General features: G+C 57.3%; 25 protein-coding genes, 2 tRNA genes and 1 pseudogene. 3 read left to right on the forward strand and 25 right to left on the reverse strand.

Going from position 1 to position 24,411, the window contains the following annotated elements; genetic code table 11:
• Positions 1-7 precede the first annotated feature (7 nt).
• Positions 8-133 (forward strand): annotated as a pseudogene (locus ACYZUM_RS28505) (helix-turn-helix domain-containing protein); the annotation flags it as partial.
• Positions 134-1,185: 1,052 nt separating this feature from the next.
• On the opposite strand, the gene ACYZUM_RS28510 reads toward ACYZUM_RS28505, so the two are convergent.
• The 13 genes from ACYZUM_RS28510 to ACYZUM_RS28570 form a co-directional block, all read right to left on the reverse strand.
• The gene (locus ACYZUM_RS28510; RefSeq protein WP_014336076.1) at positions 1,186-2,049 is read right to left on the reverse strand and encodes a hypothetical protein; all 864 of its coding nucleotides are present in this window, start codon (positions 2,047-2,049) and stop codon (positions 1,186-1,188) included.
• 11 nt (positions 2,050-2,060) lie between these two features.
• The gene (locus tag ACYZUM_RS28515) at positions 2,061-2,741 is read right to left on the reverse strand and encodes a hypothetical protein (RefSeq protein WP_038445253.1); all 681 of its coding nucleotides are present in this window, start codon (positions 2,739-2,741) and stop codon (positions 2,061-2,063) included.
• Between the two features lie 3 nt (positions 2,742-2,744).
• On the reverse strand, positions 2,745-3,578 hold the full coding sequence (locus ACYZUM_RS28520; RefSeq protein ID WP_014336078.1) for a TIGR04255 family protein: 834 nt from the start codon (positions 3,576-3,578) through the stop codon (positions 2,745-2,747).
• Positions 3,579-3,770: 192 nt separating this feature from the next.
• Positions 3,771-4,046 carry a hypothetical protein gene (locus tag ACYZUM_RS28525; RefSeq protein WP_038445255.1) on the reverse strand — a complete coding sequence of 92 codons (276 nt, stop codon included), beginning with the start codon at positions 4,044-4,046 and terminating at the stop codon, positions 3,771-3,773.
• Entirely contained in the window at positions 4,043-5,020 is a 978-nt protein-coding gene (locus ACYZUM_RS28530) for an integrase domain-containing protein (RefSeq protein WP_038445257.1), read from the reverse strand. Before ACYZUM_RS28530 ends, ACYZUM_RS28525 begins: the two co-directional genes overlap by 4 nt.
• 896 nt (positions 5,021-5,916) lie before the next feature.
• Entirely contained in the window at positions 5,917-6,246 is a 330-nt protein-coding gene (locus tag ACYZUM_RS28535; protein WP_038445259.1) for a hypothetical protein, read from the reverse strand.
• A 1-nt stretch (position 6,247) separates the two neighbouring features.
• Positions 6,248-7,582 carry a tyrosine-type recombinase/integrase gene (locus tag ACYZUM_RS28540; protein ID WP_038445261.1) on the reverse strand — a complete coding sequence of 445 codons (1,335 nt, stop codon included), beginning with the start codon at positions 7,580-7,582 and terminating at the stop codon, positions 6,248-6,250.
• Between the two features lie 172 nt (positions 7,583-7,754).
• A tRNA-Thr gene (locus ACYZUM_RS28545) sits at positions 7,755-7,830 on the reverse strand.
• 420 nt (positions 7,831-8,250) lie between these two features.
• The gene (locus ACYZUM_RS28550) at positions 8,251-9,486 is read right to left on the reverse strand and encodes a methyltransferase (RefSeq protein ID WP_108181395.1); all 1,236 of its coding nucleotides are present in this window, start codon (positions 9,484-9,486) and stop codon (positions 8,251-8,253) included.
• Positions 9,467-10,156 carry an ABC transporter permease gene (locus tag ACYZUM_RS28555; RefSeq protein ID WP_003220713.1) on the reverse strand — a complete coding sequence of 230 codons (690 nt, stop codon included), beginning with the start codon at positions 10,154-10,156 and terminating at the stop codon, positions 9,467-9,469. Before ACYZUM_RS28555 ends, ACYZUM_RS28550 begins: the two co-directional genes overlap by 20 nt.
• Positions 10,153-10,848, reverse strand: a complete 696-nt coding sequence (locus tag ACYZUM_RS28560; protein WP_007961693.1) for an ABC transporter permease — start codon at positions 10,846-10,848, stop codon at positions 10,153-10,155. Before ACYZUM_RS28560 ends, ACYZUM_RS28555 begins: the two co-directional genes overlap by 4 nt.
• 77 nt (positions 10,849-10,925) lie before the next feature.
• On the reverse strand, positions 10,926-11,675 hold the full coding sequence (locus ACYZUM_RS28565; protein ID WP_041071347.1) for an ABC transporter substrate-binding protein: 750 nt from the start codon (positions 11,673-11,675) through the stop codon (positions 10,926-10,928).
• Positions 11,676-11,688: 13 nt separating this feature from the next.
• Positions 11,689-12,462 carry an ABC transporter ATP-binding protein gene (locus ACYZUM_RS28570; protein ID WP_041071351.1) on the reverse strand — a complete coding sequence of 258 codons (774 nt, stop codon included), beginning with the start codon at positions 12,460-12,462 and terminating at the stop codon, positions 11,689-11,691.
• A 552-nt stretch (positions 12,463-13,014) separates the two neighbouring features.
• On the opposite strand from ACYZUM_RS28570, the gene gabP reads away from it, so the two are divergent.
• Positions 13,015-14,406: a GABA permease gene (gene gabP, locus ACYZUM_RS28575; RefSeq protein WP_047290843.1), complete on the forward strand. Its 1,392-nt coding sequence runs from the start codon at positions 13,015-13,017 to the stop codon at positions 14,404-14,406.
• A 71-nt stretch (positions 14,407-14,477) separates the two neighbouring features.
• On the opposite strand, the gene vapC is transcribed toward gabP, so the two are convergent.
• The 5 genes from vapC to ACYZUM_RS28600 all read right to left on the reverse strand — a co-directional run bounded on the left by vapC (position 14,478) and on the right by ACYZUM_RS28600 (position 17,132).
• Entirely contained in the window at positions 14,478-14,885 is a 408-nt protein-coding gene (gene vapC, locus ACYZUM_RS28580; RefSeq protein WP_108181397.1) for a type II toxin-antitoxin system tRNA(fMet)-specific endonuclease VapC, read from the reverse strand.
• A complete protein-coding gene (gene vapB, locus ACYZUM_RS28585; RefSeq protein WP_108181398.1) occupies positions 14,885-15,115 on the reverse strand; it encodes a type II toxin-antitoxin system VapB family antitoxin in 231 nt (76 codons plus the stop codon). The genes vapC and vapB overlap by 1 nt, the downstream gene beginning before the upstream one ends.
• Before the next feature lie 165 nt (positions 15,116-15,280).
• Positions 15,281-15,733, reverse strand: coding sequence for a hypothetical protein (locus tag ACYZUM_RS28590; protein WP_108181399.1), 453 nt, complete (start codon positions 15,731-15,733; stop codon positions 15,281-15,283).
• A gap of 6 nt (positions 15,734-15,739) precedes the next feature.
• Positions 15,740-16,153 (reverse strand): hypothetical protein, encoded by a 414-nt coding sequence (locus ACYZUM_RS28595; protein WP_108181400.1) that lies wholly within the window; start codon positions 16,151-16,153, stop codon positions 15,740-15,742.
• Between the two features lie 28 nt (positions 16,154-16,181).
• The gene (locus ACYZUM_RS28600; RefSeq protein WP_108181401.1) at positions 16,182-17,132 is read right to left on the reverse strand and encodes an alpha/beta hydrolase family protein; all 951 of its coding nucleotides are present in this window, start codon (positions 17,130-17,132) and stop codon (positions 16,182-16,184) included.
• A gap of 243 nt (positions 17,133-17,375) precedes the next feature.
• On the opposite strand from ACYZUM_RS28600, the gene ACYZUM_RS28605 reads away from it, so the two are divergent.
• Positions 17,376-17,816 (forward strand): hypothetical protein, encoded by a 441-nt coding sequence (locus ACYZUM_RS28605; protein WP_108181402.1) that lies wholly within the window; start codon positions 17,376-17,378, stop codon positions 17,814-17,816.
• A gap of 91 nt (positions 17,817-17,907) precedes the next feature.
• Here ACYZUM_RS28605 and ACYZUM_RS28610 read toward each other — a convergent pair whose 3' ends face one another.
• The 7 genes from ACYZUM_RS28610 to ACYZUM_RS28640 form a co-directional block, all read right to left on the reverse strand.
• Entirely contained in the window at positions 17,908-18,258 is a 351-nt protein-coding gene (locus ACYZUM_RS28610; RefSeq protein WP_108181403.1) for a hypothetical protein, read from the reverse strand.
• 374 nt (positions 18,259-18,632) lie between these two features.
• Complete coding sequence (locus ACYZUM_RS28615) at positions 18,633-19,787, reverse strand: hypothetical protein (protein WP_108181404.1); 1,155 nt, start codon at positions 19,785-19,787, stop codon at positions 18,633-18,635.
• 113 nt (positions 19,788-19,900) lie between these two features.
• Positions 19,901-19,976, reverse strand: a tRNA-Phe gene (locus ACYZUM_RS28620).
• Between the two features lie 103 nt (positions 19,977-20,079).
• Entirely contained in the window at positions 20,080-20,352 is a 273-nt protein-coding gene (locus ACYZUM_RS28625) for an oxidative damage protection protein (RefSeq protein WP_008024947.1), read from the reverse strand.
• Entirely contained in the window at positions 20,349-21,416 is a 1,068-nt protein-coding gene (gene mutY, locus ACYZUM_RS28630) for an A/G-specific adenine glycosylase (protein WP_108181405.1), read from the reverse strand. The genes ACYZUM_RS28625 and mutY overlap by 4 nt, the downstream gene beginning before the upstream one ends.
• Complete coding sequence (locus tag ACYZUM_RS28635) at positions 21,413-23,638, reverse strand: AsmA family protein (RefSeq protein WP_108181406.1); 2,226 nt, start codon at positions 23,636-23,638, stop codon at positions 21,413-21,415. The genes mutY and ACYZUM_RS28635 overlap by 4 nt, the downstream gene beginning before the upstream one ends.
• Positions 23,639-23,716: 78 nt before the next feature.
• Positions 23,717-24,121 (reverse strand): acetyl-CoA sensor PanZ family protein, encoded by a 405-nt coding sequence (locus ACYZUM_RS28640; protein ID WP_108181407.1) that lies wholly within the window; start codon positions 24,119-24,121, stop codon positions 23,717-23,719.
• Positions 24,122-24,411: the final 290 nt, after the last annotated feature.

Consider the following 24,411-nt stretch of genomic DNA (forward strand, 5'->3'; position numbering starts at 1 on the left):
CTCATTAATGCTCAAAGAATTGGAACAATTCCGGAAGGACTTGCTGGAATCTGTACGTCAGATGAAGGCCGGTAAAGCTGTATGTGTAAACGAGGTGCTGCGACCCGCACTGGCAGAAGCACGTCCCTCGGTGACGAGTCGTCCGGATTAATGACGATTTGGGACTTCACAGCCTTGAGGCAGTGTGGACGTAATGTGGACGTTCCTGAAACAACAAAGCCCCTGCATTTCTGCAGGGGCTTTGTTTTGTATGGTGCGGCACCAGGAGTCGAAAATTCTCACAACTAATTGATTTTTAAGTATTTTACTTCTATAGGCGCGTACTTCTATCTCTAAAACTATCCTCAGGCGCCCCCTCTGATGATTAACGAGTCAAGGAAAGCTAAAACAAGAACTTAGGGAATTACACTGCCTCGAGGTTTCGATATCGCAGACCCTCATAGTCGGATGATGGAGGGCACGACCCTACCGCTTAGGGTAAGCGACAGCACATGACCTCGTGTAAAAGGCAAAGCTCGATACTCTTTCAATTTGAGCTGACTGCTATAAATGCGTGGGAAGCGGCCATGGCGGAAAATGGCCGGAAGCTGAAAACAGTGCTAAAGAAATTTTAGCAAAAAAGCCCGGCAAGCGATTGAGCTTACCGGGCTTTCTATCTACATCAGTGAGGCTTGGATGGTGCGCTGTCGTCCGTCAGGTCGAGCGTACCTTGCTCACCGGCTCCTTCTGGTTGCTTCGCCTTCCGAACTTCATCTACCTCAAAGCAGAACGCGGTTTTACCAACCTCGTGTGCGAAAAGGCGTTTGCCGTTGCGGAGGGTAATGAAGGGTCTGCAAATCAAAGTCATACGGATTCTCCAAGAGAACCCGGAAGTACTTGCGACACTGCAAATGCCGCTAGTCAAGCAGGTGTTGTAAAGAGATCGATATGTACGTAGAATCTCTTCCCGAGTATGGAAACCTGACCTCCGGGTTTGTTTTCTAATTGTGCTTTGGAGTTCTGCAAAAACATCCATTGCACGGTTCAAATCGCCTGCCAATGCTGCAAACATTGGTGGGCTTTTTTGTCGATAAAAAAGCTATCGGCAATTATAATTATCCTGTCATATCATCTTGCCGTCAACCCTTCTCCTCTAATTTTCCCTTCGTTTTCAGGCCGTTGGCTCAGAAGTTGAGATTTTTTCACTCAGACGTCAAAAATTGGCTGCGCTGGGTCGCTTCGCAAGCTCACATAGTCAGCCTGCCATCTGATCAGGTTTAGCGACTGACCATAGGTCAGCGCCTCATCGGATATCACGTTGATTTCTGTCAGCTCGATCCATTCCCAAGCCTGATTCGCGCCTGTTCTGCAGCGGCTCAGAAAAAGTTCGTCGATGGCCTTTGCTGCAGCCAAGGCTGCTTCTTCCGCAGTCTCAGGATCTTCGTCGGTTTTGTAGAGAACCAAGATCGCGAGCTCGTAAAGATCGTCCGATCCTTCTCGGGTTCTCTCCGTCCCCTGATCAACGTCAAAGAACACTGCTGGAATGTGGTTCCCGGACTCTTTAAAAAGCCTGGCAAGTCGATCGGCAACCTTTGTATCTCGCAGCCTGCGGTCAAACTCGTCCGGGAACGATGATCGGCGATATCTTGCTGCTAGCCAGCGCTGGAAGATGCTTCGTTCCTGGCCGTTCATCAAGGCAGCCCGAGTCGGCTCGTAGGACACAAATGCCTTGGACGGATCCTTATGCTCCTTCTGAACCCTAACCCGCTTGCTTGCATCGAATTCGCAAAGTAAGTGCTCGTCCGTGCCAGTCAGTTCGATATGTAGGCGCCTCGCGGTTTTGCAGTGCGTATAGTTCCCATCAAGTTTGTCCGTCAGGACCTTCCCTAAAATGAGCTCCACCTCCGGTTCGCCGTATGCTAGCTGCGCAAGGTCGCAATCATGCGTGGCGACGGCTGCGATGATTTTTTCCTGGTCATCGCCGTCGATGGTGATGCCGAGCTGGGCGAGTGTTTCGCTATCGACAATATAACCTTGTCGCCACGGTGTTGATCGACTCCAGCTCACCATCAACTGCTACCTCATGCTCTGTCTTGCAAATGGGGTGAGCCGATCGACGCGAGATCTACGGCGGCCCGATTTCGAGTTTTCAGTCTCGAGTCCATTGCTGCACGTTGTGCGCCTTCCTTTTGAGCCATAGCGATGAGTTTCCCAGCTGCCTCTACACCCGACATGCCTCCGGCAACAGCTTCAAATAGAGATTTGCCGCCTGGGAGCTTCCGCTTGGCGTTCACTTGTCCTGCTAGCGGATGGGCCACGATACGATCGGCCGCTGCGGCCAGTTCGTAGAGCAGGGCTTGGTTGCCCTCTGAGATGTGCTCACCGGCTTGCCAGTTATAAATCGCCTGCCTCGAAACTCCGAAGATCAATGCCAATTCGGTCACCGCTGGTTTCAAGGTGTTGCGTACGTAAGACATAGCTTCTGCGGTTGTCCGTGGGGCAGTTGTTTGCTCATGCTTGGCGATGCCTTGAGCCGATTCTTTGTATTCCTTGCTAGCCCGGTTCTCGCGAGGTTGGGGTTGTGGTGACAAGGTTCCAAGGCATAGTGCAAAGGCAACAGTCAGGCCGTAGCCCCAAGCCAGTGCTGCGCTGCCTGCCGTGCGCTTGACCTTCTCTCGTTCGGATTCGAGATGCCGGCTTGCTGCATTAAATGATCGGTTTGCCATTCCCGGGTTTGGAGATGGCGCGTACATTGTGCTCATAGGTTAACTCCATGCTTTCCGTGCGTAGTCCGTCACAGTCGCGTTGAAGAACAGCTCAACGAGGTCGTGAAGGTGTTGAAACCTATCTTTGATTTCGGTCGAGTCGTACTTTCGGCGCTCGGAAAAACTGGCGTCGACGTCAACGGTTGCGTGCTGACCATTGAGTCCTCTGAAGCGCTCGCCAACTTTGAGCGGATCTGGCAGCAGGTCTGGTGGAAAGCGCAGTTCGCTGTTCTGGGCAACCACCCGCGAGACCACCTGCCCTATGCTTGGGATGGTGGCCGACGACTCGGCAAAAGAATGATTGTAAGTCAGTGGTTGCCCTTCGAACTGGTACATCTGGTTGAGATCGAGCGAGGCTGGTGTTCCCCACACCTCTCGAGCAAGGTACTGCTGTAAGGTTTCCCCTTCAGCAGGTACTACAGCATCGAGGTACCTCAGGCCTAAGCGCTCAAAATAAGCGAGACCGTCGACCGCTTCCTCCAGAATGCTCAAACCCCGTTCCAATTCAGCATAGAACTTCGGAAAGGTCTCGTATTCAGTGCAGCGAAACGAAAGCGCACTCGGCTCCATCAGAAAGCCTTGAGTACCTTCGAGGTTGGAGAACGTATAGCTTTCGATCTGCTGTACGCCCGGCTGGAAAGGCTGCGTGTCATCCCCGCCTGTAATAGCACCAAAAGAGAATTGCATCTGCTGAGCGCTTTTGAAATCAGGGTAACCAGCCTTGCGCATCCGCTCCTGAATAGCCGGAAGGTAAGCCTTCAGTGACAGCAGTGTGTTGTGACGCACCTGGCCGATGGTGAAGTAGACTGGGGCGTTTGCGTATTTCTTTCCCATTTCGATTACTCAGCTTGACACTTTGATTGACAGTTTACAGCTAGGTTTACACTCTAGCAAGCGGATGAGTGTCCGCTGTGTCTAGAGCTCGACATCAGCGCTCATCAAGGGGAGCTGACTGATGCCTACGCAAAAAGCCACTAGTCAAGGTCAGTTGCTTTTGGGTTGATTGCTATCGGTATCAGGTGCCACTTAGAGATTGAAAGTCCATGACGTCTGTAGGCGCTGAGCGAGCAGTCGGACGGTAAGCAGGTAATAGTAACGAGTCGCTTCACTACGCCCAGCTAGCCGATGGTCCATAAACCAAATTAGGTGTTTTCTCTGCCAGCTCCATGGCGTCTCTCGCCGCCATCGCGCTGCGATCTCGGCGCTAATAATCCTGGCTTGCCGCAAATGCCGCTGCTGCGTTGCATGCGATCCAGTCAGCACGCCACCTAGGAACATCTCCATATCAAACGCCTTACTCATGTCCGTCCTCCAATATAGGCAGCGGCAACGTCGATCCGACTGTGCCCCAGTTCTTTGCTGATCTGCATGCGAGCCTCACAGTCAAGACGCCGATCCACGGCATAGCACTGACCACCATTAACCGGCGCTTGGTGCTGGGTAATTTGCTCATAGCGCTCACAAGCAAACGCCGCCCGTAGCTCGTGAAAGCCTTTGAGGTTGTGCTTATGGAGAAGGTCCCGCGCGGGACGGACGATTTCCCGTTGGAAATCGAGGTATCTTTCATTCGGCGCAAGCAGGTTGTGGCTGCCGCGGGGTGAGACCTGTTCGGCGAATCTCAAAGCTTCGTGAATATGATCATCCACTCTGATCCAGCGAGGTGCCGAGGCACCTGAGCGCCCCCCTTTGGTGCCATCCTGGATGTTGATCTTGCCGTAGTGTTCGGCCTCACGTTTTAAGCGCGGTAAGTCGGCCAAAATGGCCTCGCGCAGGCGCATTCCGGTGGCCCGCGCTAACTGAGCGATGGCCGCGGCACGAGAGTGCTGTTCGCTGAGCGTCTCGACGATTCGCATCAGGTGTTCGCGATCCTGGCCTTGTGGAGCTGTCGTGCGGATGGTGGTGCGCTGCATTCCCAGCGCTTTGCTCGGACTCGGCACTTTCACGTACTGATCACCGCGAAGCGCCGCCATGGTTCGGTTGACGCTGGACAATCGATTTTGTGCGGTGGCGATGGAGAGGTCGCCGCGATCGACCAAGTGACGCAGATGCGCCACGTAATCCGCCAAGATCTGACGATCTACCTGTCGTGCATCGTTGAGTCCTGGTCCATCGTCTGAGCGGCACCAGCGCACGAATGCCTGCCAACGATCACAGTGCGCTTTAACGGTCCCGTAGTGCCCGCCACCGAACATGTCTCTCAGCGCTTGCGGCCCGGCATAGCTCAGTTGCCGGCCATAGCCAAAATTGCGCCCATCTCGTCTGCCCACCAGCGCCATGATCAAACTCCTCTCGAAGCCAAAACTTTTAAAACTTTCCCCACGTCATCCCGCCAAGAATGTTGAGTGTTATCAGGGATCAAGGCCCCTGCGACCTGTGAGGGTTGTCCATTAACGCGGGACTGGCGGCTCCTTACGACCGGGAGCGTGGGCATCTCATGATCTGGCCTCCTGAACACTTCCGAAGAAGTGGGCGGGTGGAGGCTGTGCTGGCTGACGAAACCAACGCCGCGAGATCCTGAGTCGAGTGAAGGCAGTGATGTGATGACCGGGGCATGCCTGACTGTCAGTCAGGTTCAGTCCATTCCCTGGGCTGCGACACCATCATCTGCATCGCTGTTGCTGGTGACTTCGGTGTTTGTCACGCCGATTGTCACGAGGGGGAATGCCGCAAAGCCTTGTACGAGTTGGGCTGCAGCAGCGGTAGGAGCGCCCGTCTCTTTCCGGGAGAAAGAGACGGGCGCAGGTTGGCGCAAGGAAATGGCCAAGCGGATAGGTTGCTGCAGGGCAGCTATGAAAGGGGTGAGTTGCCGCAGTGGGCACTCTGATAGAAGTAGGCATCCATCACATCGCTGTGACTGTGCGAGCCACCGGACGCTAATCGCACTTTGGGAGAACCACCACCGTGTGGCGTAGCCTTGAAGGTTCTGGCTACCTGGGTTGCTGTCGACGACAGCGCTTTGCTCGATCTTTTCTACGCCTGTGGATAATTTGGGTCAAGGCCCCAATTTTCGGGAGTTCTGCGGCTGTGGATGAAATTATCCACCGGTGGAAATCCGTGGTTTTCCACAGACAGTTGCGTGGGCTTTAGATTTTTTAAGTGAGGTCCATCCAAACAGGGCGGCTTTGCAGCCCTGTTTGGATGGACCCGCGTGGCAGAGCAGATTGCGAGAGCCTTACGGATGTACGCTTACTTTACTGCGGCACTTTAAAAGCCAAAGTAGTGTTAGCACCGTCGGCCAAAATAACGTGTTGAGAACGTCGTGAGCGCTTGCCTGCCAGCGCCAGTACCCGAAGCTTCCAATATCGTCTCGCCGATCTACCCACTCGCCTGCACACGCAATGATGAAAACAACCAGCCAGCCAAGGTATGGCCTGAATCGTCGGGTGCCAACGATCAACGTCAAATAGACCGCCATGCCCAAATAGATATGCAGCGCGTCTTTTGACAGTCCGGTTGCCGACACAATGGCGAGCTTGATGCTTTGTGCGGTTGAGATATCCATATCAACTCCTCCTCTCTGCGCCAATGCCAGGCTTCGCCTTTATGCGAGTAACGTTATCTCCAATCTGGTTGGCGAATTCGTGTGGAGTGACATGCTCCTGTCGGTTGGCCTCCAGGTACCGACTCCACCAGTTCATGATCAGCCTGCGTTCCTCAATGAATTCGGCCTTGTGGATGTAAGCGGCGCGGACATTGTTGCGTTCCTTGTGGCTCATCTGCCGTTCAATGGCTGTCTCGGACCACAATCCTGACTCGATCAGTGCGCTGCAGGCCATCGAACGAAACCCATGTCCGCAGATATCGGTTTTGGTGTCGTATCCCATCGTCCGTAGCGCGTTGTTCACGGTGTTTTCAGACATGGGTTTCCAGGGCTTGGCATCGCCTGCAAACACCAGGTCGAATTTACCGGTGAGTGCGTGGATCTGTTCAAGCAAGGCCACTGCTTGCGGCGATAAGGGTACTAAATGGATATCCCCTGCCATCTTCGTACCCCTTGTGGAAAAGGCTACTCCCTCCAACGCGGGTCGAGTGTCCGGGATTTCCCAGACGCCGCGCTTAAGGTCGAACTCGCTCCATCGGGCGAAGCGCAGCTCGCTGGACCGTACAAACACATGGAGCGACAGCATCACCGTCAGACGGGTAAGTGCCCGGCCTTTATAGGTGTCGATCCGCTCTTGCAGTTCCGGCAGTCGCGATAAGGGTAGAGCGGGGCGATGGATCACCCGCGGGGCTTTGATCAAGCCTTCGAGGTCGTAAGCAGGGTTTGCGGTGATAAGCCGGAGTCGCTTTGCCTCGCGCATGATGCTCTGCAGGTAGTTTTGTACCCTTAAAGCAACGTCTATCGTTCCGCGCTTCTTGATCGCTTCCAAGGGCTGCATAAGGTCATGGGTGTCGAGATCAACAATGGCGCGTGCGCCGATCAGCGGGAATACGTGGGTTTTTAGGCGGCTCATCACTGTCTTGGAATGGCCTGGTGCCCACTTGGCCGACATTTCTGTGTGCCAGTCCAGCGCAACGCTTTCAAAGGTTCTGCCTTTGATCACGGCTTCCGCCTTGGCTTGGTGCTTGGTCTCTATGGGATCAATGCCATCCGCCAGCATTCGCTTGATCTCCAAGCGCTTGCGGCGCGCATCGGCGAGGCCAATGACGGGGTAGTTGCCGAACGAGGTCAGTCCTTCCCGTCCGTCAGGTTTGACGTAACGGAGCCGCCAGCCTTTGCGGCCATTGGGTTGGACTAGGAGGTAGAGGCCGTCGCCGTCGAAAAGCTTGTAGGCGCGGTCGGTGGGCTTGGCTGAGCGGCAAGCCGAATCAGAGAGTGGAGCAGTGGTGCGCGACATAAGGGTACTCCCTTTTATCGAAGTGACCTGTATCCCAAACTCTACCCTTAAAACGGTTGGAATCCACCAGTTTCTGACGGAAACCGATGGAACGCCAAAACGAAAAAACCCGCCAGAAGGCGGGTTTTTCGGGGGTTCTAGAGATTTTGAAAGCCTTCTCTGGAACCTTGTATGGTGCCGGCACCAGGAGTCGAACCCGGGACCTACTGATTACAAGTCAGTTGCTCTACCAACTGAGCTATACCGGCGTGTGGGCGACGATTATAGCGATTGGATTGGTTCTGTAAACCCCTGAATTCAGACTATTTTTACGTAGGCGCTGGATCAGGCTTGGCGTGAGCGGTGTCTCCGGGTTTTTAGCCGCAAGACTGGGGTTCCACGAGATCAAGCCAGACTGAGCGTAAGGGCAGAATTTCCGCACCGTTCAAGCACCCATTTCCCCCGTTTATGTCCTTTTGATTGGAAGCTTATGCACAACGGATCGGCGCGACCTTGGCGTTGCGGGGAATTTTGTGGACACGTTCTCATTTTGTGCGCAAATCCCTGTTTTACAGGTTTTTTATCAATATGAACAAAAAATGACCAATGCTGTTTTTGTCACGCAATGGCCGTGGATATTGGATCCACGGGGAAACCATCAACAGAGTTATCCACAGGCTGTAAAGATTTCAAGCGCGCTCGGCCAGCAGCAGAAAATTACGCGGCGTCAGAGGTGCGTTGCAGAAGGTGCCGAGGCGTACGACGTATCCCTGTTCGGCGAGGAAAATGGCTCGATCAAGAATCAGCCAAAGCTCCAGCGGTCGTCGGAACAGTCCGCGCAGTAGTTCCAGGTTGCGAACTTCGGCCAATCGTTGCCAACCGGCGGCTTCCAGTGCCTGCCAATCTGGCGTGCCGACTGTGGATAACTCTTTCAGTGCTGCCAGATCGCGGCAGTAATCGGCGAACGGTTTGTCCAGCCAGGCGCTCGGTAGGGACGGGGTTGGCAGGTATTCATCGACGCAGCGCACTTGCCGTTGCAGCAGATCAAAGGCCAAACGCCGGGCCATGGAGGTGTCGCGCTGACGTCGGACTCTTGCACCGGCGGTGACGGTTTCGCTCATGGGCAGCGCCAGATCTTCGAGCGAGAGCTGTAGGGCGGATCGCAAACCCGCTGAGGACAATGCGTGGTACTCGCTGCGTTTGATCCGGTTGTAGCAGCACGGGGCGATAGCCATCCGCTGACATCCGGCCGCGCTCGCCAGTTGCATCAGGCGCACATGCAGGTCGCCGCAGGCGTGCAGGGCGACGGGGGTGTGATGAGCGCTCAACACGTTCGCCGCGTCTGCGGCCAGCACATCCTGCTCGACATGCAGGGCATGCAAATGATGACGCTGACTCAGGGCCTGACCACTGGCGACCAACGCCGGATCGTATTCGACACAGGTCAGCTGTTGCCCGACGCTTAACAGGCGCCGGCCCAAATGCCCTTTGCCGGAACACCAGTCCAGCCAATGCGTTGGCGGCGAGGCGAAAGACAAACGGCTGCCGAACGCTTCAATCTGCTGCCACTTGCGTCCCGGCACGTCGACATTCAATCGATGGCCTGCAGTTTCCAGCGCATGTCCCGGCAACTCACCCACTGCGCTCAGCTCAGCCGACAACGCCGCCAAAGAGGCGAACGGCTCCGGGGCATCGACGAGATCGGCAGGATGGTTGTGCGCCCGCTCTGCATCTTCCAGTGACCGTCTGCGTAGCCAGGAAGACAATTGCGGGTAGGCGGTTTCCCACGGGAGCGAAAGATGAGTGAACGGACGAGGTTTCCACAGCGCCTGATGCGCCGTAAGAAAATCATCCAGCGCGGTGAAGCGGGCGAGTAACTCCTCGCCCGTCAGCACGTGGGAAGTTTCAACGCCCTTGGCAGGCATCGACGCGCAACCAGCGCTCCAGCAGCTTGAAGCCGCGCACCAGCACGTAGGACATCAGCAGATAGAACACGCCGGCGGCGAAGAAGATTTCCACCGGCAGGTAGGTGCGGGCGATGATCGTGCGGGCCATGCCGGTCAGTTCCAGCAGGGTCACGGTGCTCGCCAGTGCGCTGGCCTTGAGCATCAGGATCACTTCGTTGCTGTAGGCCGGCAAACCGATGCGCGCCGCACGCGGCAGCATGATGTAGAACATCGCCTTGGGCTTGGACATGCCCAGTGCTCGCGCTGCTTCGATTTCGCCCGGCGGAATCGCCTGGATCGCGCCGCGCAGGATCTCCGCGATGTACGCCGCCGTGTGCAGGGTCATGGTCGCGGTGGTACACCAGAACGGATCGCGCAGGTACGGCCACAGCGCGCTGCTGCGCACCGCATCGAACTGCGCCAGGCCGTAATAGACGAGGAACAGTTGCACCAGCAGCGGCGTGCCACGGAAAAAGAAGATGTAGGCGTAGGGCAAGGCGCGCACGTACCACAGCTTCGACGAGCGGGCGATGCCCAGCGGAATCGCCAGCAGCAGGCCGGCAATCACGGCAATCGCCACCAGTTCGAGGGTCAGGGTCGCGCCCTGCGCCAGTTTCGGCAGCCACTTGATGATCACTTCCCAGTTCATGAAGCGCTCCTCGCAAAGCCGCGAGCGGCGCGTTTTTCCAGGAAGTGCATGCCGGTCATCGCCAGCACTGTCAGGCCGAGGTACATGACTGCGGCTACCAGATAGAAGGTGAACGGTTGTTTCGACACGGTCACGCCGATCTGCGCGTGACGCATGATTTCTTCCAGACCGATGACTGACACCAGCGCGGTGTCTTTCATCAGGATCATGAACAGGTTGCCCAGGCCCGGCAGGGCGATGCGCCACATCTGCGGCATGATCAGTTTGGTGAAGATCCGCCATTTCGACAGGCCCAGCGCCACACCGGCTTCACGGTGGCCTTTGGGAATGGCGAGGATCGCGCCGCGGAACACTTCCGTGGCGTAGGCGCCGAAGCACAGGCCCAGCGCAATCACGCCAGCGGCGAAGGCGCTGAGTTGCAGGTCGGGGTTACCGAAAAACTCACCGAGGCTGCGCATCAGGTTGACCGTACCGAAGTAGATCAACAGCACCCAGAGCAATTCCGGGACGCCACGTACCAGGGTCGAATAAGTGCCGCCAAGCCACTGCAGCGGCTTGTACGGGGAAGTCTTGGCCAAGGCGCCGAGCAGACCGAGCACCAGTCCCAGGCACAGGGCTGTCAGCGCCAGTTTGACGGTCATCAGCGCACCGGCAGCGAGGGCCGGGCCGAATCCGTAGAGGTCGATAATCATGGATTTCTTTTCAAATCGCGGCAGGCAAGGCCGGGAGCCGGCGCCGTCGGTGGATGGCGCCGGTCCCGCAGGTCAGATCAATAGATGCTGAACGGGAAGTACTTGTCGTTGATCTTCTTGTAGGTACCGTCAGCGACGATTTCCTTCAGTGCGGCGTTCAGCTTCTCGCGCAGCGGGTCTCCTTTGCGCACGGCGATGCCGATTTTGTCGCTTTCCACGACCGGGTCGCCTTTGAACTCGTAGGCCTTGCCTGCATCGGTTTTCAGCCAGTCGTAGTTGGCGTACTTGTCGGCGAGGATGGCGTCGACACGACCGGAGGTCAGGTCCAGGTAGGCGTTTTCCTGGGTGTCGTAGAGTTTGACTTCGATATCGCTGCCGTAAGTGTCCTCAAGCCAGGTGCCCGCGAGGGTGGCGCGCTGGGTACCGATGATCTTGCCTTTGAGCGAATCCTTATCGGTTTTGAACTCTTTATCTTTCGGCGCGATGAACTGCAGCTTGTTCGAGTAGTACGGGTCGGTGAAGTCCACCGCGCCCTTGCGCTCTTCGGTGATCGACAGCGAGGACACCAGGAAGTCGAACTTCTTGGCGTTCAGCGCAGGGATGATGCCGTCCCAGTCAGAGGTGACAACCGAGCACTCGACTTTCATCTTGGCGCACAGGGCGTCACCGATGTCTTTGTCGAATCCGACCACATTGCCGCTGGCGTCTTTGTTGTTGAACGGCGGGTAAGCCGCTTCGATGCCCATCTTCAGGGTCTCGGCCATGGCCCCGGCGCTGAATGCGAGGGTGACGGCGGCGGCCAGGAAGACCTTTTTAAAATTCTGCATGCATGTTGCTCCGTTAGCGGTTGCTGGACATGAATTGTTTGCAGCGCGCCGAAAGCGGGTTTTCGAACACCTGCTGAGGCGATCCTTGCTCTTCCACCAGCCCCTGGTGGAGGAACACCACTTCGCTGGAGACCTGACGGGCAAAGCCCATTTCGTGGGTCACCAACAGCATGGTGCGGCCTTCTTCGGCCAGTGCGCGGATGACACTAAGTACTTCCTGAACCATTTCCGGGTCAAGGGCGGAGGTGGGCTCGTCAAACAGAATCACCTTCGGCTGCATCGCCAGCGTGCGGGCAATCGCGGCGCGTTGTTGCTGACCACCGGACAATTGCGACGGGTAGGCGTGGCGCTTGTCGGCGATGCCGACCTTGGCCAGCAGCGCTTCGGCGACCTCGATCGCCTCGGCCTTGCTCTGGCCGAGCACGCGGCGCGGGGCTTCGATGATGTTGTCGAGCACGCTCATGTGCGGCCACAGATTAAAGTTTTGAAATACAAAACCAATCTCGGAACGCAGGCGGTTGATCTGTTTGCCATCCGCAGCAACCAGTTCGCCATTCTTGGCGGGCTTGAGCTTGAGTTCTTCACCGGCCACCAGAATCTGACCCTGGTGCGGGTTTTCCAACAGGTTGATGCAACGCAGGAACGTGGACTTGCCGGAACCGGAGGAACCGAGGATCGAGATCACATCGCCGTCGCGGGCGGTCAGCGAGATGCCTTTGAGCACCTCAAGCTGTCCGTAGCGTTTGTGCAAGTTGCGGATTTCAAGCGCGGGCGTGGCCTCAGCCATGTGCGTTCCTCATATATGTTGCGCTCCTGCTGTTGGCGGGCCTTCCTGGCGAGGCGGCCAAGCTAGCATAGCGTTTCAATGGCAGCCAACAGCGCTACGGGCGGTAAGCGGATGGCGTGTGGCGGGTTGTCGCATCGGCACAGCAGACTGTCGCCCCATCAACAACCGAACGGGTGTTTGAACGTGCAGGCCCGTGGGTGTTGCGTAAAAAAAGGCGCGATGTTGCCAGCTTTGGCGGGGTGTTGGAAGCGCTATCCGGCCGAACGTTCCTGATTCGCCCTTTTATTGTGCATCCCACACTTTTTCAGTGTGTTTCTGGTGCGCCTGTTCGCTTGAAAAGTGAGTCGCAGGGTAACGCTCTGGCGAATTGCCATTAATTTTAAGGACTTGCGATGACTGTCCGGTCGCGTTCAAAGCCGCGGGCCAGAAGAGTTTGAAACATTTTGGCGCATTTATTGCGTGCAGAATCTGGAACGCCCTGTTGGTTTCTTTTTACGAGAAGGAAAATCAGGCAGGTCGGACGCAATCGCTTTCCTCGCAAAGGTAGTTTCGATGAGCAGTACCCCAAGCTCCAATGGCCTCGAACAGGGGCTCAAACCGCGTCATGTGACCATGTTGTCGATCGCCGGTGTGATCGGCGCCGGTCTGTTCGTTGGCTCCGGCCACGCCATCGCTGCCGCCGGCCCTGCCGTGCTGCTGGCTTACGCCGCCGCCGGTACCCTGGTGGTGCTGGTGATGCGCATGCTCGGTGAAATGGCTGTCGCTTCGCCCGACACCGGCTCTTTCTCGACGTACGCCGACCGTGCCATCGGGCACTGGGCCGGCTTCACCATCGGCTGGTTGTACTGGTGGTTCTGGGTATTGGTGATTCCACTGGAAGCCAACGCCGCCGCAACCATCCTGCATGCCTGGTTTCCGAGCGTGGAGATCTGGGCCTTTGCCTTGGTCATCACCATGTTGCTCACGGTGACCAACCTGTTCAGCGTGAAAAACTACGGTGAGTTCGAATTCTGGTTTGCCCTGATCAAAGTCCTGGCGATCATCGGCTTCATCATCCTCGGCCTCGCGGCGATCTTCGGCTTCCTGCCGAACAGTCAGGTCAGCGGCGTTTCGCACTTGTTCGACTCCGGCGGCTTCCTGCCAAACGGCATGGGTGCGGTACTGGGTGCGATCCTGACCACCATGTTCTCGTTCATGGGAACCGAAATCGTGACCATCGCGGCTGCGGAATCGAAGAACCCGGGCAAGCAGATTTCCAAGGCCACCAACTCGGTGATCTGGCGGATCGGCCTGTTCTACCTCGTCTCGATCTTCATCGTTGTGGCCCTGGTGCCGTGGAACGATCCGACGCTGGCCAACCTCGGTTCCTACCAGACCGTGCTTGAGCGCATGGGCATTCCGAACGCGAAAATGATCGTCGACATCGTGGTTCTGGTCGCGGTCACCAGCTGCCTGAACTCGGCGCTGTATACCTCGTCGCGCATGCTGTTCTCCCTCGGCAAGCGCGGCGATGCACCGGCGATGTCGACTCGGGTCAACAAAAGCGGCACGCCATACTGGGCGGTGATGCTGTCGACCGGCGCGGCGTTCCTCTGCACCTTCGCCAACTACGTGGCCCCGGCTGCCGTGTTCGAATTCCTGCTGGCCAGCTCCGGCGCCATCGCATTGCTGGTCTACCTGGTGATCGCGTTCTCGCAACTGCGCATGCGTAAACAACGCATGGCCCGCGGCGAGAAAATCGTCTTCAGCATGTGGCTGTTCCCGGGTCTGACCTACGCGGTGATCATCTTCATCGTCGCGGCTCTGACCATCATGCTGTTCCAGGAAGCCCACCGCGTGGAGATCCTCGCAACCGGCCTGCTGAGCCTCATGGTAGTCGCCGCCGGCCTGCTGGTGGCACGCCGCCGCAAGCTGGAAAAGCGTGGTGCGGTGGTGTTGAACTGATCCGCAACGCGTAATGCAAAACGGCCGCTGTCAGTGATGACGAGCGGCCGTTTTTGATTGGGAGCGGTGCATTAGCCTGGGTGCACCCAATCTTCAATGCGTAATCCGGAAACACGTTCGAATTCCCGTACATTGTTCGTCACCACGATAAGGCCTTGTGAGCGTGCATGACCGGCGATCATTTGGTCGTAGGGGCCAATAGGTGTTCCTGCTCTAGCCAGTTCAGATCGAATCATTCCGGCCTGTGCTGCTGCGTCATTGTCAAAAGCCAAGACTTCCAGTCGAGCAACGAATCCCTCGACAACCGAAAGATTCTTTTCAGGGGCTGCCGATTTTTCAGCGCCGTAGATAAGCTCCATGAGCGTGATAGCGCTGATGCACAACTGTCCGGAATGTCGGTTGAAAGATTCTCGGACAATTTGTGGTTTGTTCTTGATGGTGAAAATGCAGATGTTGGTATCCAGCATGTACTTGATCATCAGAACGACTCACGCTCCTGATCGTCTGGTTGCTCTCGTTCAGCCATGAAATCAGCTGAAACGTTTTCTCCATCGAACCAACTATCCCAGCTTTCTCCGGCAGGTGTGATGACGCGTGTTCTGCCGATGGCGATCACTTCAACTCGTTTGACATCGCCGGGCATTGCGACTGCCTTTGGCAGTCGAACAGCCTGGCTTCTATTGCTCATGAAAATTGTCGTTTGTTCCATATTCGGCCTCCAAAGTCTGCGCCTGCAATGAAGCAAGAATAGGTTGCGAATGGGATATGTCAACGGGATATACATCATTCTCGGATGGAGGGCTTTCGAATCGCCCAAACAAAAACGGCCGCTGTCAGTGATGACGAGCGGCCGTTTTTGTTTGGGAGCGGGGTCTTATTCGCTCTTTTCTTCCCGAACATCCTGCGACTTGCCGTAAGTATCCAGCGCAATCCCGAAATCGGTGATGAACTGTGGCTCGGTCAGCCAGGCCTGGGCGGTTTCGATGTCCATGCCGTCGGCCCACATGCGGTAGTCGATCAGCATGTCGGCGGCCAGGTGAGTGGCGGCCATGCCTTCGTTCTCGGCGTTTTCCATGTCCAGCAGCTCTGGATGGTCAACGATGATGAACGCCAGTTCGCGCAGCAGGGTCAGCAGCATTTCGTTGCGACTGACGGCTTCGGCGTCGCGCATTTTGCTGAACATCGCCAGGGTGTATTCCGGGATCGGCTCGTCCAGATGCCCGAGATTGTCGTCCTGGTCCAGCGGCTTACGGCCGACCATGCGGATGTGCTTGGCTTTGGCCTTGGCGCGCTTGGCGCGTTTCAGTTGCTTGTTCAGGGATGCCATGGGAGCTCAGTTCTTCTGTTGGGTTTGTGCGGCAATCGCGTCGGACGCCGCCACATAGTCGGCCTGGAAGGCCGGGGATTCGATCCACGCCAGGGCGCCGGCTTCGTCGGTTTCCTGCGACCACTGGCGATACTCGATCAGCGCGGCGAGGATGAAATCCATCGCGCCTTCTTCGCCTTCCTGCTCGTAAACCAGCTCCAGCAGCGGGTCTTCGAGGAATGCGCTGCACATGGCTTGCTGGCTGATCTTCTCGGCGTCGATCATTTTCTTGAACAGCTCGGTCAGGTCCACCGACTCGAAGTCGATACGGTCATCGTTCGGGTCCAGCTCAAGCGGCGCCTCGGCGCGTTTGGTGCGGTTCTGCTTGGCCTTGGTCTTGGCCCGGGCGGCGCGTTTTTGCTGCTTGTTGGCGGAGGCCATGGTGTGTTCCGTCGTGCGTGGGAAGGGCTCAGCTGCGCGGCACTGTCCGCCCGGGTGTGTCGGGGGGCAGTTCGCCGGTTTGCAGCCAGGTCAGAGCGATGGGCCATAGTGTGGCTTGGTATTCGCTACGAAAAAAGGCGAAATGTCCGACTTGTTGTTCGCCGATGTCCTGCGGCGCGATGCGCAGGTGGGTTTTATGCGCATGACTGAAGTAGCCGAGCAGACGTTCGATGGCCGGGATCGTGCCGTACGGGTCGTCGCTGATGCTGATCGCCAGGATGTGCGCGCGGACGTTGGCGAAGGGCAGGCGGCCGCTTGTCTTCAGTAGTCGGCGGCCACTCGGACGCTGCTCGTAGCGCGCGGCAGGCGTGCTCCAGTCGCGTACGACGCCTGTTGGCGTGTCCTCCAGCCAACCGAGGCGTTTGCCCGGAAAATAGCAGCAGAGCCGCGTCAGCAGCGGCATCAGCAAATGCCATTTACCAAACATGCGCCAGCGCTGTGCCGGCGCGTAGTCGCGCCAGTAAGCGAACTGCGCGCCGACCGTCACCAGCCGACGAATGACCTGCCCGGATTCGCCAAGTCCCGCCGCACAACCGCCGAAACTGTGGCCGACCACATCGATTGGCTGGCCGGGAAACTCCCGTTGCGCGCGCTTGAGCATCGCTTCGAAATCCAGCGCGCCCCAATCGGTCCATGAAGCCTCAAGGCCTCTCAGCGTCGCCGGACGCGATTCGCCGATGCCTCGGTAGTCGTAGGTGATCACGTCGAAGCCGTTGGCGAACAGGTAATCGGCGAAGCGCGAGTAATGTCGGCAGCGTACCGAGGTGGCGGCGTTGATGATGACTACTGGGCGTTGCGCATCGGGCAGGGCGTGACGCCAGGTGAAGCCGCCGAGCATAAAGCCATCTGCGGCAGCTTCTTTGAAAGGTTCGCTCACGGTTGCTGTGTCGGGCGTAAATGCGGGACTGCGTGAATTCATATGGACCTGGCCTTGGCGAAGACGGATCGAGAATGAGCTTCAACGCCGGCCTGCGCAATCACTCGGAACGCAGTGCGTTCCGGATTGAAGGTTAGCGACTCTGTACATTCGAGCCGCAGTGCGTCTCGAATTAGTCCCTTTCGCACCCTGGCCAAGTGCCAATCATTCTAAAACACGTGCTTCCCTGGCCGGATCAAATAAGGAGTAACGGTAGGGCTCTATAAGAGCCCGGGAGTTGTCATCATGAAACGCGTTCTTTCATTCCTGCTGCCCATCGCGGCGATGGCTGCATTGGCTTTTCCGGCGATGTTGCAGGCGGCCAATCTCGACCCGATCGACAGTGCCGGTGTGCAAGTCCAGCAGCAACAGCAAAACGGCATCAATTACCTGTCCGGCGGGATCGGCCTGGACGAGTCAAAAGCCATTCAGCAAACCCCCGGCTACAACCTCCATATGACCTGCTCGGTCGGCATGCAAAACGAGTACGCCGCCAACGTCGACGTGACAATTGAAAAAGCCTCGGGACAAACCGTGCTGACCCTCAATCAGGCAGGGCCGTTGGTGTATGTGCAGTTGCCGCCAGGCAAATACATTGTGCGGGCCACGCTCAATGGCCAGGAGCGGCGCGACGTGACTGACGTTGGCAGCGGCACGGCGCGCAATCTGGTGTTTCACTGGAGTTGAGGTGGTCAATGGATGATGCACTGGCAACGCATCAGGCGCGGTACAGTCCCGCGCCTGATGTGTTGGACCGCTCCGGCATTTTCTGAAAGTGTCACTGCCGCTTGCGCTTGGCCTTCTGCTTGTCACCGGGCTCGTGCGCCATTCGGTGAATCCACAATCCAATCCAGCCGACGGCTATCAGGAACAGAGTGCCGACGCACTGCGACACGATCTCGAACCAGAACATTCGGGGTTGCTGCGCCAGGGTGTAGGTATGGCGTGGGCCGGATCGGTTCCAGGTGGTGATGGAGCCGCTGAGCAAGCTGTGGATGATCAGATAAGTCGACGCGGCGATGAGGAAGGCGATCAGTATGCCGACCAGTATCATCAGCCAGAATGCAATCCGGCTCTGGCGATAGGGTGGCGGATGGGGCAGGGGCACGCGGGTTCTTTTCTGGTTCATCGAGCGGATGACCCTGTTCCATAAGGTGCGGCCAAAGTAGCGCGGATCGCCTTTGTGCGGAACCCGTCACGTATTTGTGCAATAAAAACCTGCGATGCCTAAAAAGGACTCGCGGGGTTTTTCTGGACTGCGCAGAGGGTTGGATTGTGCCGTGATCATATCGCAGGCATAAAAAACCCTGAATCTTGCGATTCAGGGTTTTTGGTATTTCATACTCAATCTTGCTTGTCACGCGCCTGCCAGGGATGGCGTAAAGCGGAGTAATCCGGTTAGCGAATGATCATCCCTGTGCAGCAAAACCCTGAAAAGGCGGGTCGCCATCAGGCGACTTGATGGGCGCTAGGATGCCAGTTAATGAAGGGTGCGGCACCACCTCATGGCGTCTGTGGAGTGCTTGGGTCAGATGTTGGCAGTGAAGAAGGCAGGGGTTTAGGCTTGGGTAAAGCTTTCGGCACAAAGATCCTGGTAGAAAGGATTGAGCTGCTGGGGATTTTTACCTTTAATTCCTGACTCGCAAACTGCCACGTCATCACAGTGGTACTGCCCATCGACCAGATCACGTGCACGTCATTCAATGCGCAATTGCTCTTGATGCCATAACCCTCAATGGCTTTGTATTTTTCGCAGAGATCGCTGTTGAGAATTACTTGTTCGGCTTGATAGTTGCCCAGCCCAAGCAGTTTGACGATTTTGCCCGGAAGATCTACCCAGGTATTGGTCCACAGCATCAGCACGACAGCAAACAACGGGCTGACGATCAGCACAAAGCGCGGATTACCTCTGATTATTGCCGTGACGATGGTAAACGCCACCAGTGAAGCGAAGAAGCAGGCCGCCATGAACGGATACTCTCCGACGGCTTTGACGGCCTCAGGGACGCCTCTGGCAACCTCCAGAGTGGACAACAATGCAACGATGTTTGCGATGAAAAACACGAGAAATGCTGTGACAGTGAACTTGGCCCAGCTAAAGGGAGGGAGTTCGTAATTTCTCTGCAAAATCGAACCGAAAAGTAGACCGCTAAGAAATGGTCCTGCTACAAGGCCGATGGTGTAGGCGGTATCCCCTTCAAAAAAATATAGAGCCATCCATAGGATGCTCATGCATATGAAGCCTGGAACGAAAAAGTAGCGGTTGATCAGGCGATGATCGAGGCGCTCCTTGGGCATATTTCCATTGATTCGATACTCCAGCTCTTCGCGCACCGGCTTGTCGCTAAAGAAAGCCTCTGACCAAGTCCAACCGGGTGCGCAAAAGCCAAAGGCAATCACCAGAACCATCAGGCCACCGATGAGCGCGGCAGTTGCCAGCAACGAAAGAAAGCTGAAGAGATCGAAGTCGGGATAGAAGTGGTTTTGGCAGAAGTAGATAAGAAATATCAAAAAGCCAAAACCAAGTGATGCGATTCGGAAGAGTTTCCAATTGTGCTTTTCGATGAACTCAAAAACCGTGTCCAGAGATTGAGGTTGCGGCTTCTCGGTCTTGGCTTCGTGTTGGTTGGTCGGCTTGCTTGAGGTTTGCATGTCCATTGGCTTGATTCATCCTTGCAAGAAACAGGGGCTGCTCTTATGCGGCGTGGGTGTTTCACTTTTCTTCAGGCATAAAAAAACCCTGAATCTTGCGATTCAGGGTTTTCGGTATTTGGTGCCCAGAGACGGAATCGAACCGCCGACACGGGGATTTTCAATCCCCTGCTCTACCGACTGAGCTATCTGGGCAACGGGGCGCATTAAAAGGGTTTTTCGGATTTACGTCAACGACTTTTTTAAAATTTCTTAAATTAATTCCGTCGCTTACGATCCGCCCCCCGATTTTGCGGGTTTACTCCGCAGGCGGAACGTAGCCTTCGGCCTTGGCGTATTCCTCGCCGGAGAAGTACTTGTCCATTTCGCCCTGAAGGTATTTGCGGTCTTCGGCATTCATCATGTTCAGGCGCTTTTCGTTGATCAGCAGGGTCTGGTGTTTCTGCCAGTCAGCCCAGGCCTTGGCCGAGACGTGGTCAAAAATGTCCTGACCTTTGGCGCCCGGGAAAGGAGCGCGTTCCAGCGCGGGCAATTCTTCTTTGTACTTGCGGCACATGATGGTGCGGGTCATGACGACTCTCCTGCGTTCAATACGGCGGCCGCGCGCTCGAGCAAGGTTTTGACCGGGGCAGCAAGGCCCAGGCGCGGCGGGGTGGCGAGGTTATACCAGAGCCAGTCGGCCTCGGCCACGTGATGGGTGGCCTCCTGTACCTGAACCAGCCAGGGTTCGATGGACAGCTGGAAATGACTGAAGGTGTGAACGAGGCTTGGCAGTGCCTGCTGCTCGCCCATGGTCAGCGAATGCTGATCGGCCAGATGTTGCAGGTCGTCGAGATCTTCGAGTTCCGGCAGGCTCCACAAACCGCCCCACAGACCGCTGGAGGGACGGCGATAAAGCAGAATCGCGCCGTCGCCATTGGCGAGCATCGGCATCAGTGTGCGTTTTTGCGGGATCGCTTTGCGCGGTTTGGGGATCGGGTAGCGCGTTTCCAGGCCGAGCATGTGCGCCTCGCAGCCCTTTTCCAGCGGACACAGCAGGCAGCTGGGTTTGCTGCGCGTGCACAGCGTGGCGCCGAGATCCATCATCGCCTGGGTGTAGGCGTTGACTCGATCATGTGGCGTGAAACGCTCTGCGTTGGCCCACAGCTGTTTGGCGACCTTCGGTTCACCCGGGTAACCCTCTTGCGCAGTAAAACGCGCCAGCACGCGTTTGACGTTGCCATCGAGGATCGGCGCGCGCAGGCCCATGCTGATGCTGGCAATGGCCCCGGCGGTGGACAGGCCGATCCCCGGCAGTTCCGTGAGCTTTTCAACGTCCCGCGGAAACTCGCCGCCGTACTGGCTGACGACGATCTTCGCGGTCTTCTGCAAATTGCGCGCACGGGTGTAGTAACCCAGCCCTGTCCACAGGTGCAGCACTTCGTCCTCCGGCGCCTCGGCCAGCGCTTGCACCGTTGGCAGCGCGGTCATGAAACGGTCGAAGTAATTGAGCACGGTGCTGACCTGGGTCTGCTGCAACATGATCTCCGACACCCACACCCGATACGGATTGATGTCTTGCTGCCAAGGCAAATCGTGGCGGCCGTGGCGGTCGAACCATTCCAGTACCGCCGTGGAAAACTGCTCCGCTCTCATCGCTTGAACAGCCCCTTCAATGCGTTTTTCAATTCCGGGCTGACCTTGTCGCCGAGTTTTTCATCGATCTTCTCGCTGAGTTTGTCGCCGGCCATTTTGGTCGCGACCTGGCCGAGACGTTCGTTGTCCACACGGCAGGCCTTGGCGCCCAGCTCCAGCGGGCCACGGCAACGCAGCGGCCACTCGATGCCGACGAACTTCTCGCCGACCTGACAGGCCGGGTCCGGCATCGCGCTGGTGTCGCCTTCGACGATGATGCCGACGCGGTAATCCATACCCAGCACGCGCAGGTCGATGTCGCCGTCGCCGTTGACGGTCATGCCGGGGATGCGCACCTTCAGGTCCGGGTTGCTGGCCACGCCGTTGCGCAAGGTCAGGTTGCCCTTGAGTTCCTGGAACGGCGTGTCCTTGCCCCGCGGCTCGCCGCTGAGGGTTTTGCGGTTAAGCGTGGCGATGCCTTTGCACAGTTGCTGTTCAAGGTTGGCGTTGAGCAGCACGCCGTTGTTGATCACGAAACTGGCGTTGCCATTGAGGGTTTCGATCAGCGCCTGCTGGCTGTTGCCGCTGCCGGTGAGACTGCTGGTCAGTGTGACCAGGCCTTTGACTGGCGGGTTCTTGCCCTGGCTTTCGAGGATTTTCTCCACCGGCACGCGGTTGATCCGGGTTTGCAGATTCAACACTGGCGCGCTCGGGCGCACATCGAGGGTGCCCTTGGCTTCGAAGTCGCCGTTGTACAGCCCGCCGCGCAGGTTTTCCAGAGTCAGCAGGCCGCCCTGGCCGGTGGCTTTGAGCGCGGCGTTCTGGATCGGCAGTTTATCGAGGGTCAGTTGGCCGAAGCTCAGATCGGCATCAACGTCGAGTTTGGCCAGGCGCTCGACCGGCAACAGGCGCTCAGTGCTCCAGGCGCTTTTACTCGGCTTGTCCGGCAGCGGTGTGCTGCCGGCACCGGCCATGGCATCGGCTTCGGTACTGGCGACTTCGGCCTGACGCACTTGCGTGGCGTTTTTGGCTTTTTCCGATTTCGGCGGCAGGTAGCGGTCGACGTCGAACGTGTCAGCCTTGAGGATCGCCCGCAGCGACTGCTTGGCGAAGTCCTCAACGGCAATGCGCCCGCTGAAGCTGCTGTCGTCGAGTTTCAGGTTGATGTTGTCGAAGGCGACGCTGGTTGGCGTGGCGGCTACGCGGCTGACCAGCTCGACCTTGCTCAGGCTGCCGGGCGCCATCGCTGGCAGTGTCTGGCCGATGCTGTCGACGAATTTCGCCAGATCGAACTGGGCGATGGAGATACCGCCAGTGATCTGCGGGGTCTTGTCGAGGTCGTTGGCTTTCAGCTCACCCAAGGCGCGCAACTGGTTGGCAGATATCTTGATCCCGGTCCATTCAGCGACGTTCGCTGCCTTGTCCAGCAAGATCTGCCCTTGGGCGGAGAAGGTCATGGCCTTGCCCTGCAGTGGATCGCCAGTCAGCTCGCCGGACAACTTCATGTCTTCGAACTTGTAGCGTTGCAATGCACGCTCGATGCGCAGCTCGCCATTGAGTTCGGTACGCACGCGCAGCACAGGCTGATTGGTGCTGAGAAACGCCGTGGCTTTCAGCGGAATGTTGGTCGAGTCGTGTACCGCACCGGTGCTCAGCTGGATGCTTTCGGCGCTGTACTGTTTGCCGGTCTGCTCATCGTTGTATTCAACCCGGGCGTTGTTGACGGTCAGGCTGTCGATGTCTAGGCGGATCGGCTGCGGCGGTTTTTCCGGCTGGGCGGTGGCCTCTGCGACAGGCGGGCTGGCTGGCGCAGGGCTGCCGGCAGGCACGGCAGGAGGCGGCAGCTTGCCGATGTCTTCCCAGTTGCCGTGGCCGTTCTTGTCGCGTTTCAGGCGCAGGTTCAGGCCTTCGACGCGCACATCGCTCATCTGCACTTCGCGGCGCAACAGCGGCAGCACGCGCACGGACAGGCCGAGCATCTGCAGATCGGCGTACGGCTCGGTCGGATTGATCAGGGTGGCGATGCTGGCTTCATGCAGTTCCAGGCCAAGCCACGGGAACAGGCTCCAACCGATATCGCCATTGAGCGTCAGCTCGATGTGGGCCTTGTCGCGGGCTATCTGGCGAATCTCGTCTTTGTAGTCGTTGGGATCAAACAGGTGGGTCAGGGCGAAGCCCGCCGCCACAATGATCAGCAACAGCCCGAGAAGTACCAGACCCAGGATTTTGCCGAACGCTTTCATGGGCGAGTCCTTGTAGTTAGTCGAATTCGTAATTTAGCCGGGGAGTATAGCGCTGCATCCGCCCGGTTCGGGGCGCTGTCATGTCGCGATGACGTCCAGCGGCACTTGCCATTTGGTGGCCAGCGCCTGGGTTTCAAGGTGTCCGGCCGGTGCCAGCAGGCGCAGTTGCGCACCCGCTTGCGACGCCATTTTCTGCGCTTGGTTCACCAGCCGCTCGGCTACTCCACGGCGCCGAGTGACTTTTCGTACACATAAATGTGAGAGATACCAGACGCTGTCGTGCCTTGTCAGGCGCGCCGCGCCGAGCAATCGATCATTGAAACGTCCTGTAATCAAAGCGCCGTCAGCCAGGCTGCGTTCAATCAACTGGGTGTCCCCGGAGTACGGCTCGAACAGCCATGGCGGGGCGTCACGATAGATCTTCTGCAGATCCTGTTGATCCTGGTAATTGGCGTCTTCAAGCATTTGAACGATGACAGGCATGATTTTCCCGTTTATGAGGCTCTATGTAGGAGCTGCCGCAGGCTGCGATCTTTTGATGTTGGCGATTTCAAAACAGATCAAAAGATCGCAGCGTTCCGCAGCTCCTGCAGGGGACGAGATCAGATGACATGAAAAAGGTGATATCAGTTTGGTTTTTCTGTCACGTGCAAATGGTAACCTTCGCCGGTTCGTCCGTCCTTCTGCGACTTAACGTCGCGCCTTCAAGGAGCTTCACCCGAAAAAACGGTCATGCCTGCGTGCATAAAGGCCGAGGGTGAGCAGTGGCTGGC

It is taken from the genome of Pseudomonas sp. m6p, assembly GCF_055760375.1.

What these genes read in the sequence shown, in the direction of transcription:
- ACYZUM_RS28525 (WP_038445255.1), bottom strand. Translation starts at nt 4,046, where the DNA reads ATGAGTAAGGCGTTTGATATGGAGATGTTCCTAGGTGGCGTGCTGACT.
- mutY (WP_108181405.1), bottom strand. Translation starts at nt 21,416, where the DNA reads ATGAGAGCGGAGCAGTTTTCCACGGCGGTACTGGAATGGTTCGACCGC.
- ACYZUM_RS28550 (WP_108181395.1), bottom strand. Translation starts at nt 9,486, where the DNA reads ATGCCTGCCAAGGGCGTTGAAACTTCCCACGTGCTGACGGGCGAGGAG.
- ACYZUM_RS28635 (WP_108181406.1), bottom strand. Translation starts at nt 23,638, where the DNA reads ATGAAAGCGTTCGGCAAAATCCTGGGTCTGGTACTTCTCGGGCTGTTG.
- vapC (WP_108181397.1), bottom strand. Translation starts at nt 14,885, where the DNA reads ATGATCAAGTACATGCTGGATACCAACATCTGCATTTTCACCATCAAG.
- ACYZUM_RS28530 (WP_038445257.1), bottom strand. Translation starts at nt 5,020, where the DNA reads ATGGCGCTGGTGGGCAGACGAGATGGGCGCAATTTTGGCTATGGCCGG.
- ACYZUM_RS28610 (WP_108181403.1), bottom strand. Translation starts at nt 18,258, where the DNA reads ATGAACCAGAAAAGAACCCGCGTGCCCCTGCCCCATCCGCCACCCTAT.
- ACYZUM_RS28625 (WP_008024947.1), bottom strand. Translation starts at nt 20,352, where the DNA reads ATGACCCGCACCATCATGTGCCGCAAGTACAAAGAAGAATTGCCCGCG.
- ACYZUM_RS28510 (WP_014336076.1), bottom strand. Translation starts at nt 2,049, where the DNA reads ATGGTGAGCTGGAGTCGATCAACACCGTGGCGACAAGGTTATATTGTC.
- ACYZUM_RS28535 (WP_038445259.1), bottom strand. Translation starts at nt 6,246, where the DNA reads ATGGATATCTCAACCGCACAAAGCATCAAGCTCGCCATTGTGTCGGCA.
- ACYZUM_RS28605 (WP_108181402.1), top strand. Translation starts at nt 17,376, where the DNA reads ATGAAACGCGTTCTTTCATTCCTGCTGCCCATCGCGGCGATGGCTGCA.
- ACYZUM_RS28570 (WP_041071351.1), bottom strand. Translation starts at nt 12,462, where the DNA reads ATGGCTGAGGCCACGCCCGCGCTTGAAATCCGCAACTTGCACAAACGC.
- ACYZUM_RS28590 (WP_108181399.1), bottom strand. Translation starts at nt 15,733, where the DNA reads ATGGCATCCCTGAACAAGCAACTGAAACGCGCCAAGCGCGCCAAGGCC.
- ACYZUM_RS28565 (WP_041071347.1), bottom strand. Translation starts at nt 11,675, where the DNA reads ATGCAGAATTTTAAAAAGGTCTTCCTGGCCGCCGCCGTCACCCTCGCA.
- gabP (WP_047290843.1), top strand. Translation starts at nt 13,015, where the DNA reads ATGAGCAGTACCCCAAGCTCCAATGGCCTCGAACAGGGGCTCAAACCG.
- ACYZUM_RS28560 (WP_007961693.1), bottom strand. Translation starts at nt 10,848, where the DNA reads ATGATTATCGACCTCTACGGATTCGGCCCGGCCCTCGCTGCCGGTGCG.
- vapB (WP_108181398.1), bottom strand. Translation starts at nt 15,115, where the DNA reads ATGGAACAAACGACAATTTTCATGAGCAATAGAAGCCAGGCTGTTCGA.
- ACYZUM_RS28555 (WP_003220713.1), bottom strand. Translation starts at nt 10,156, where the DNA reads ATGAACTGGGAAGTGATCATCAAGTGGCTGCCGAAACTGGCGCAGGGC.
- ACYZUM_RS28595 (WP_108181400.1), bottom strand. Translation starts at nt 16,153, where the DNA reads ATGGCCTCCGCCAACAAGCAGCAAAAACGCGCCGCCCGGGCCAAGACC.
- ACYZUM_RS28540 (WP_038445261.1), bottom strand. Translation starts at nt 7,582, where the DNA reads ATGTCGCGCACCACTGCTCCACTCTCTGATTCGGCTTGCCGCTCAGCC.
- ACYZUM_RS28600 (WP_108181401.1), bottom strand. Translation starts at nt 17,132, where the DNA reads ATGAATTCACGCAGTCCCGCATTTACGCCCGACACAGCAACCGTGAGC.
- ACYZUM_RS28640 (WP_108181407.1), bottom strand. Translation starts at nt 24,121, where the DNA reads ATGCCTGTCATCGTTCAAATGCTTGAAGACGCCAATTACCAGGATCAA.
- ACYZUM_RS28615 (WP_108181404.1), bottom strand. Translation starts at nt 19,787, where the DNA reads ATGGACATGCAAACCTCAAGCAAGCCGACCAACCAACACGAAGCCAAG.
- ACYZUM_RS28520 (WP_014336078.1), bottom strand. Translation starts at nt 3,578, where the DNA reads ATGGGAAAGAAATACGCAAACGCCCCAGTCTACTTCACCATCGGCCAG.
- ACYZUM_RS28515 (WP_038445253.1), bottom strand. Translation starts at nt 2,741, where the DNA reads ATGAGCACAATGTACGCGCCATCTCCAAACCCGGGAATGGCAAACCGA.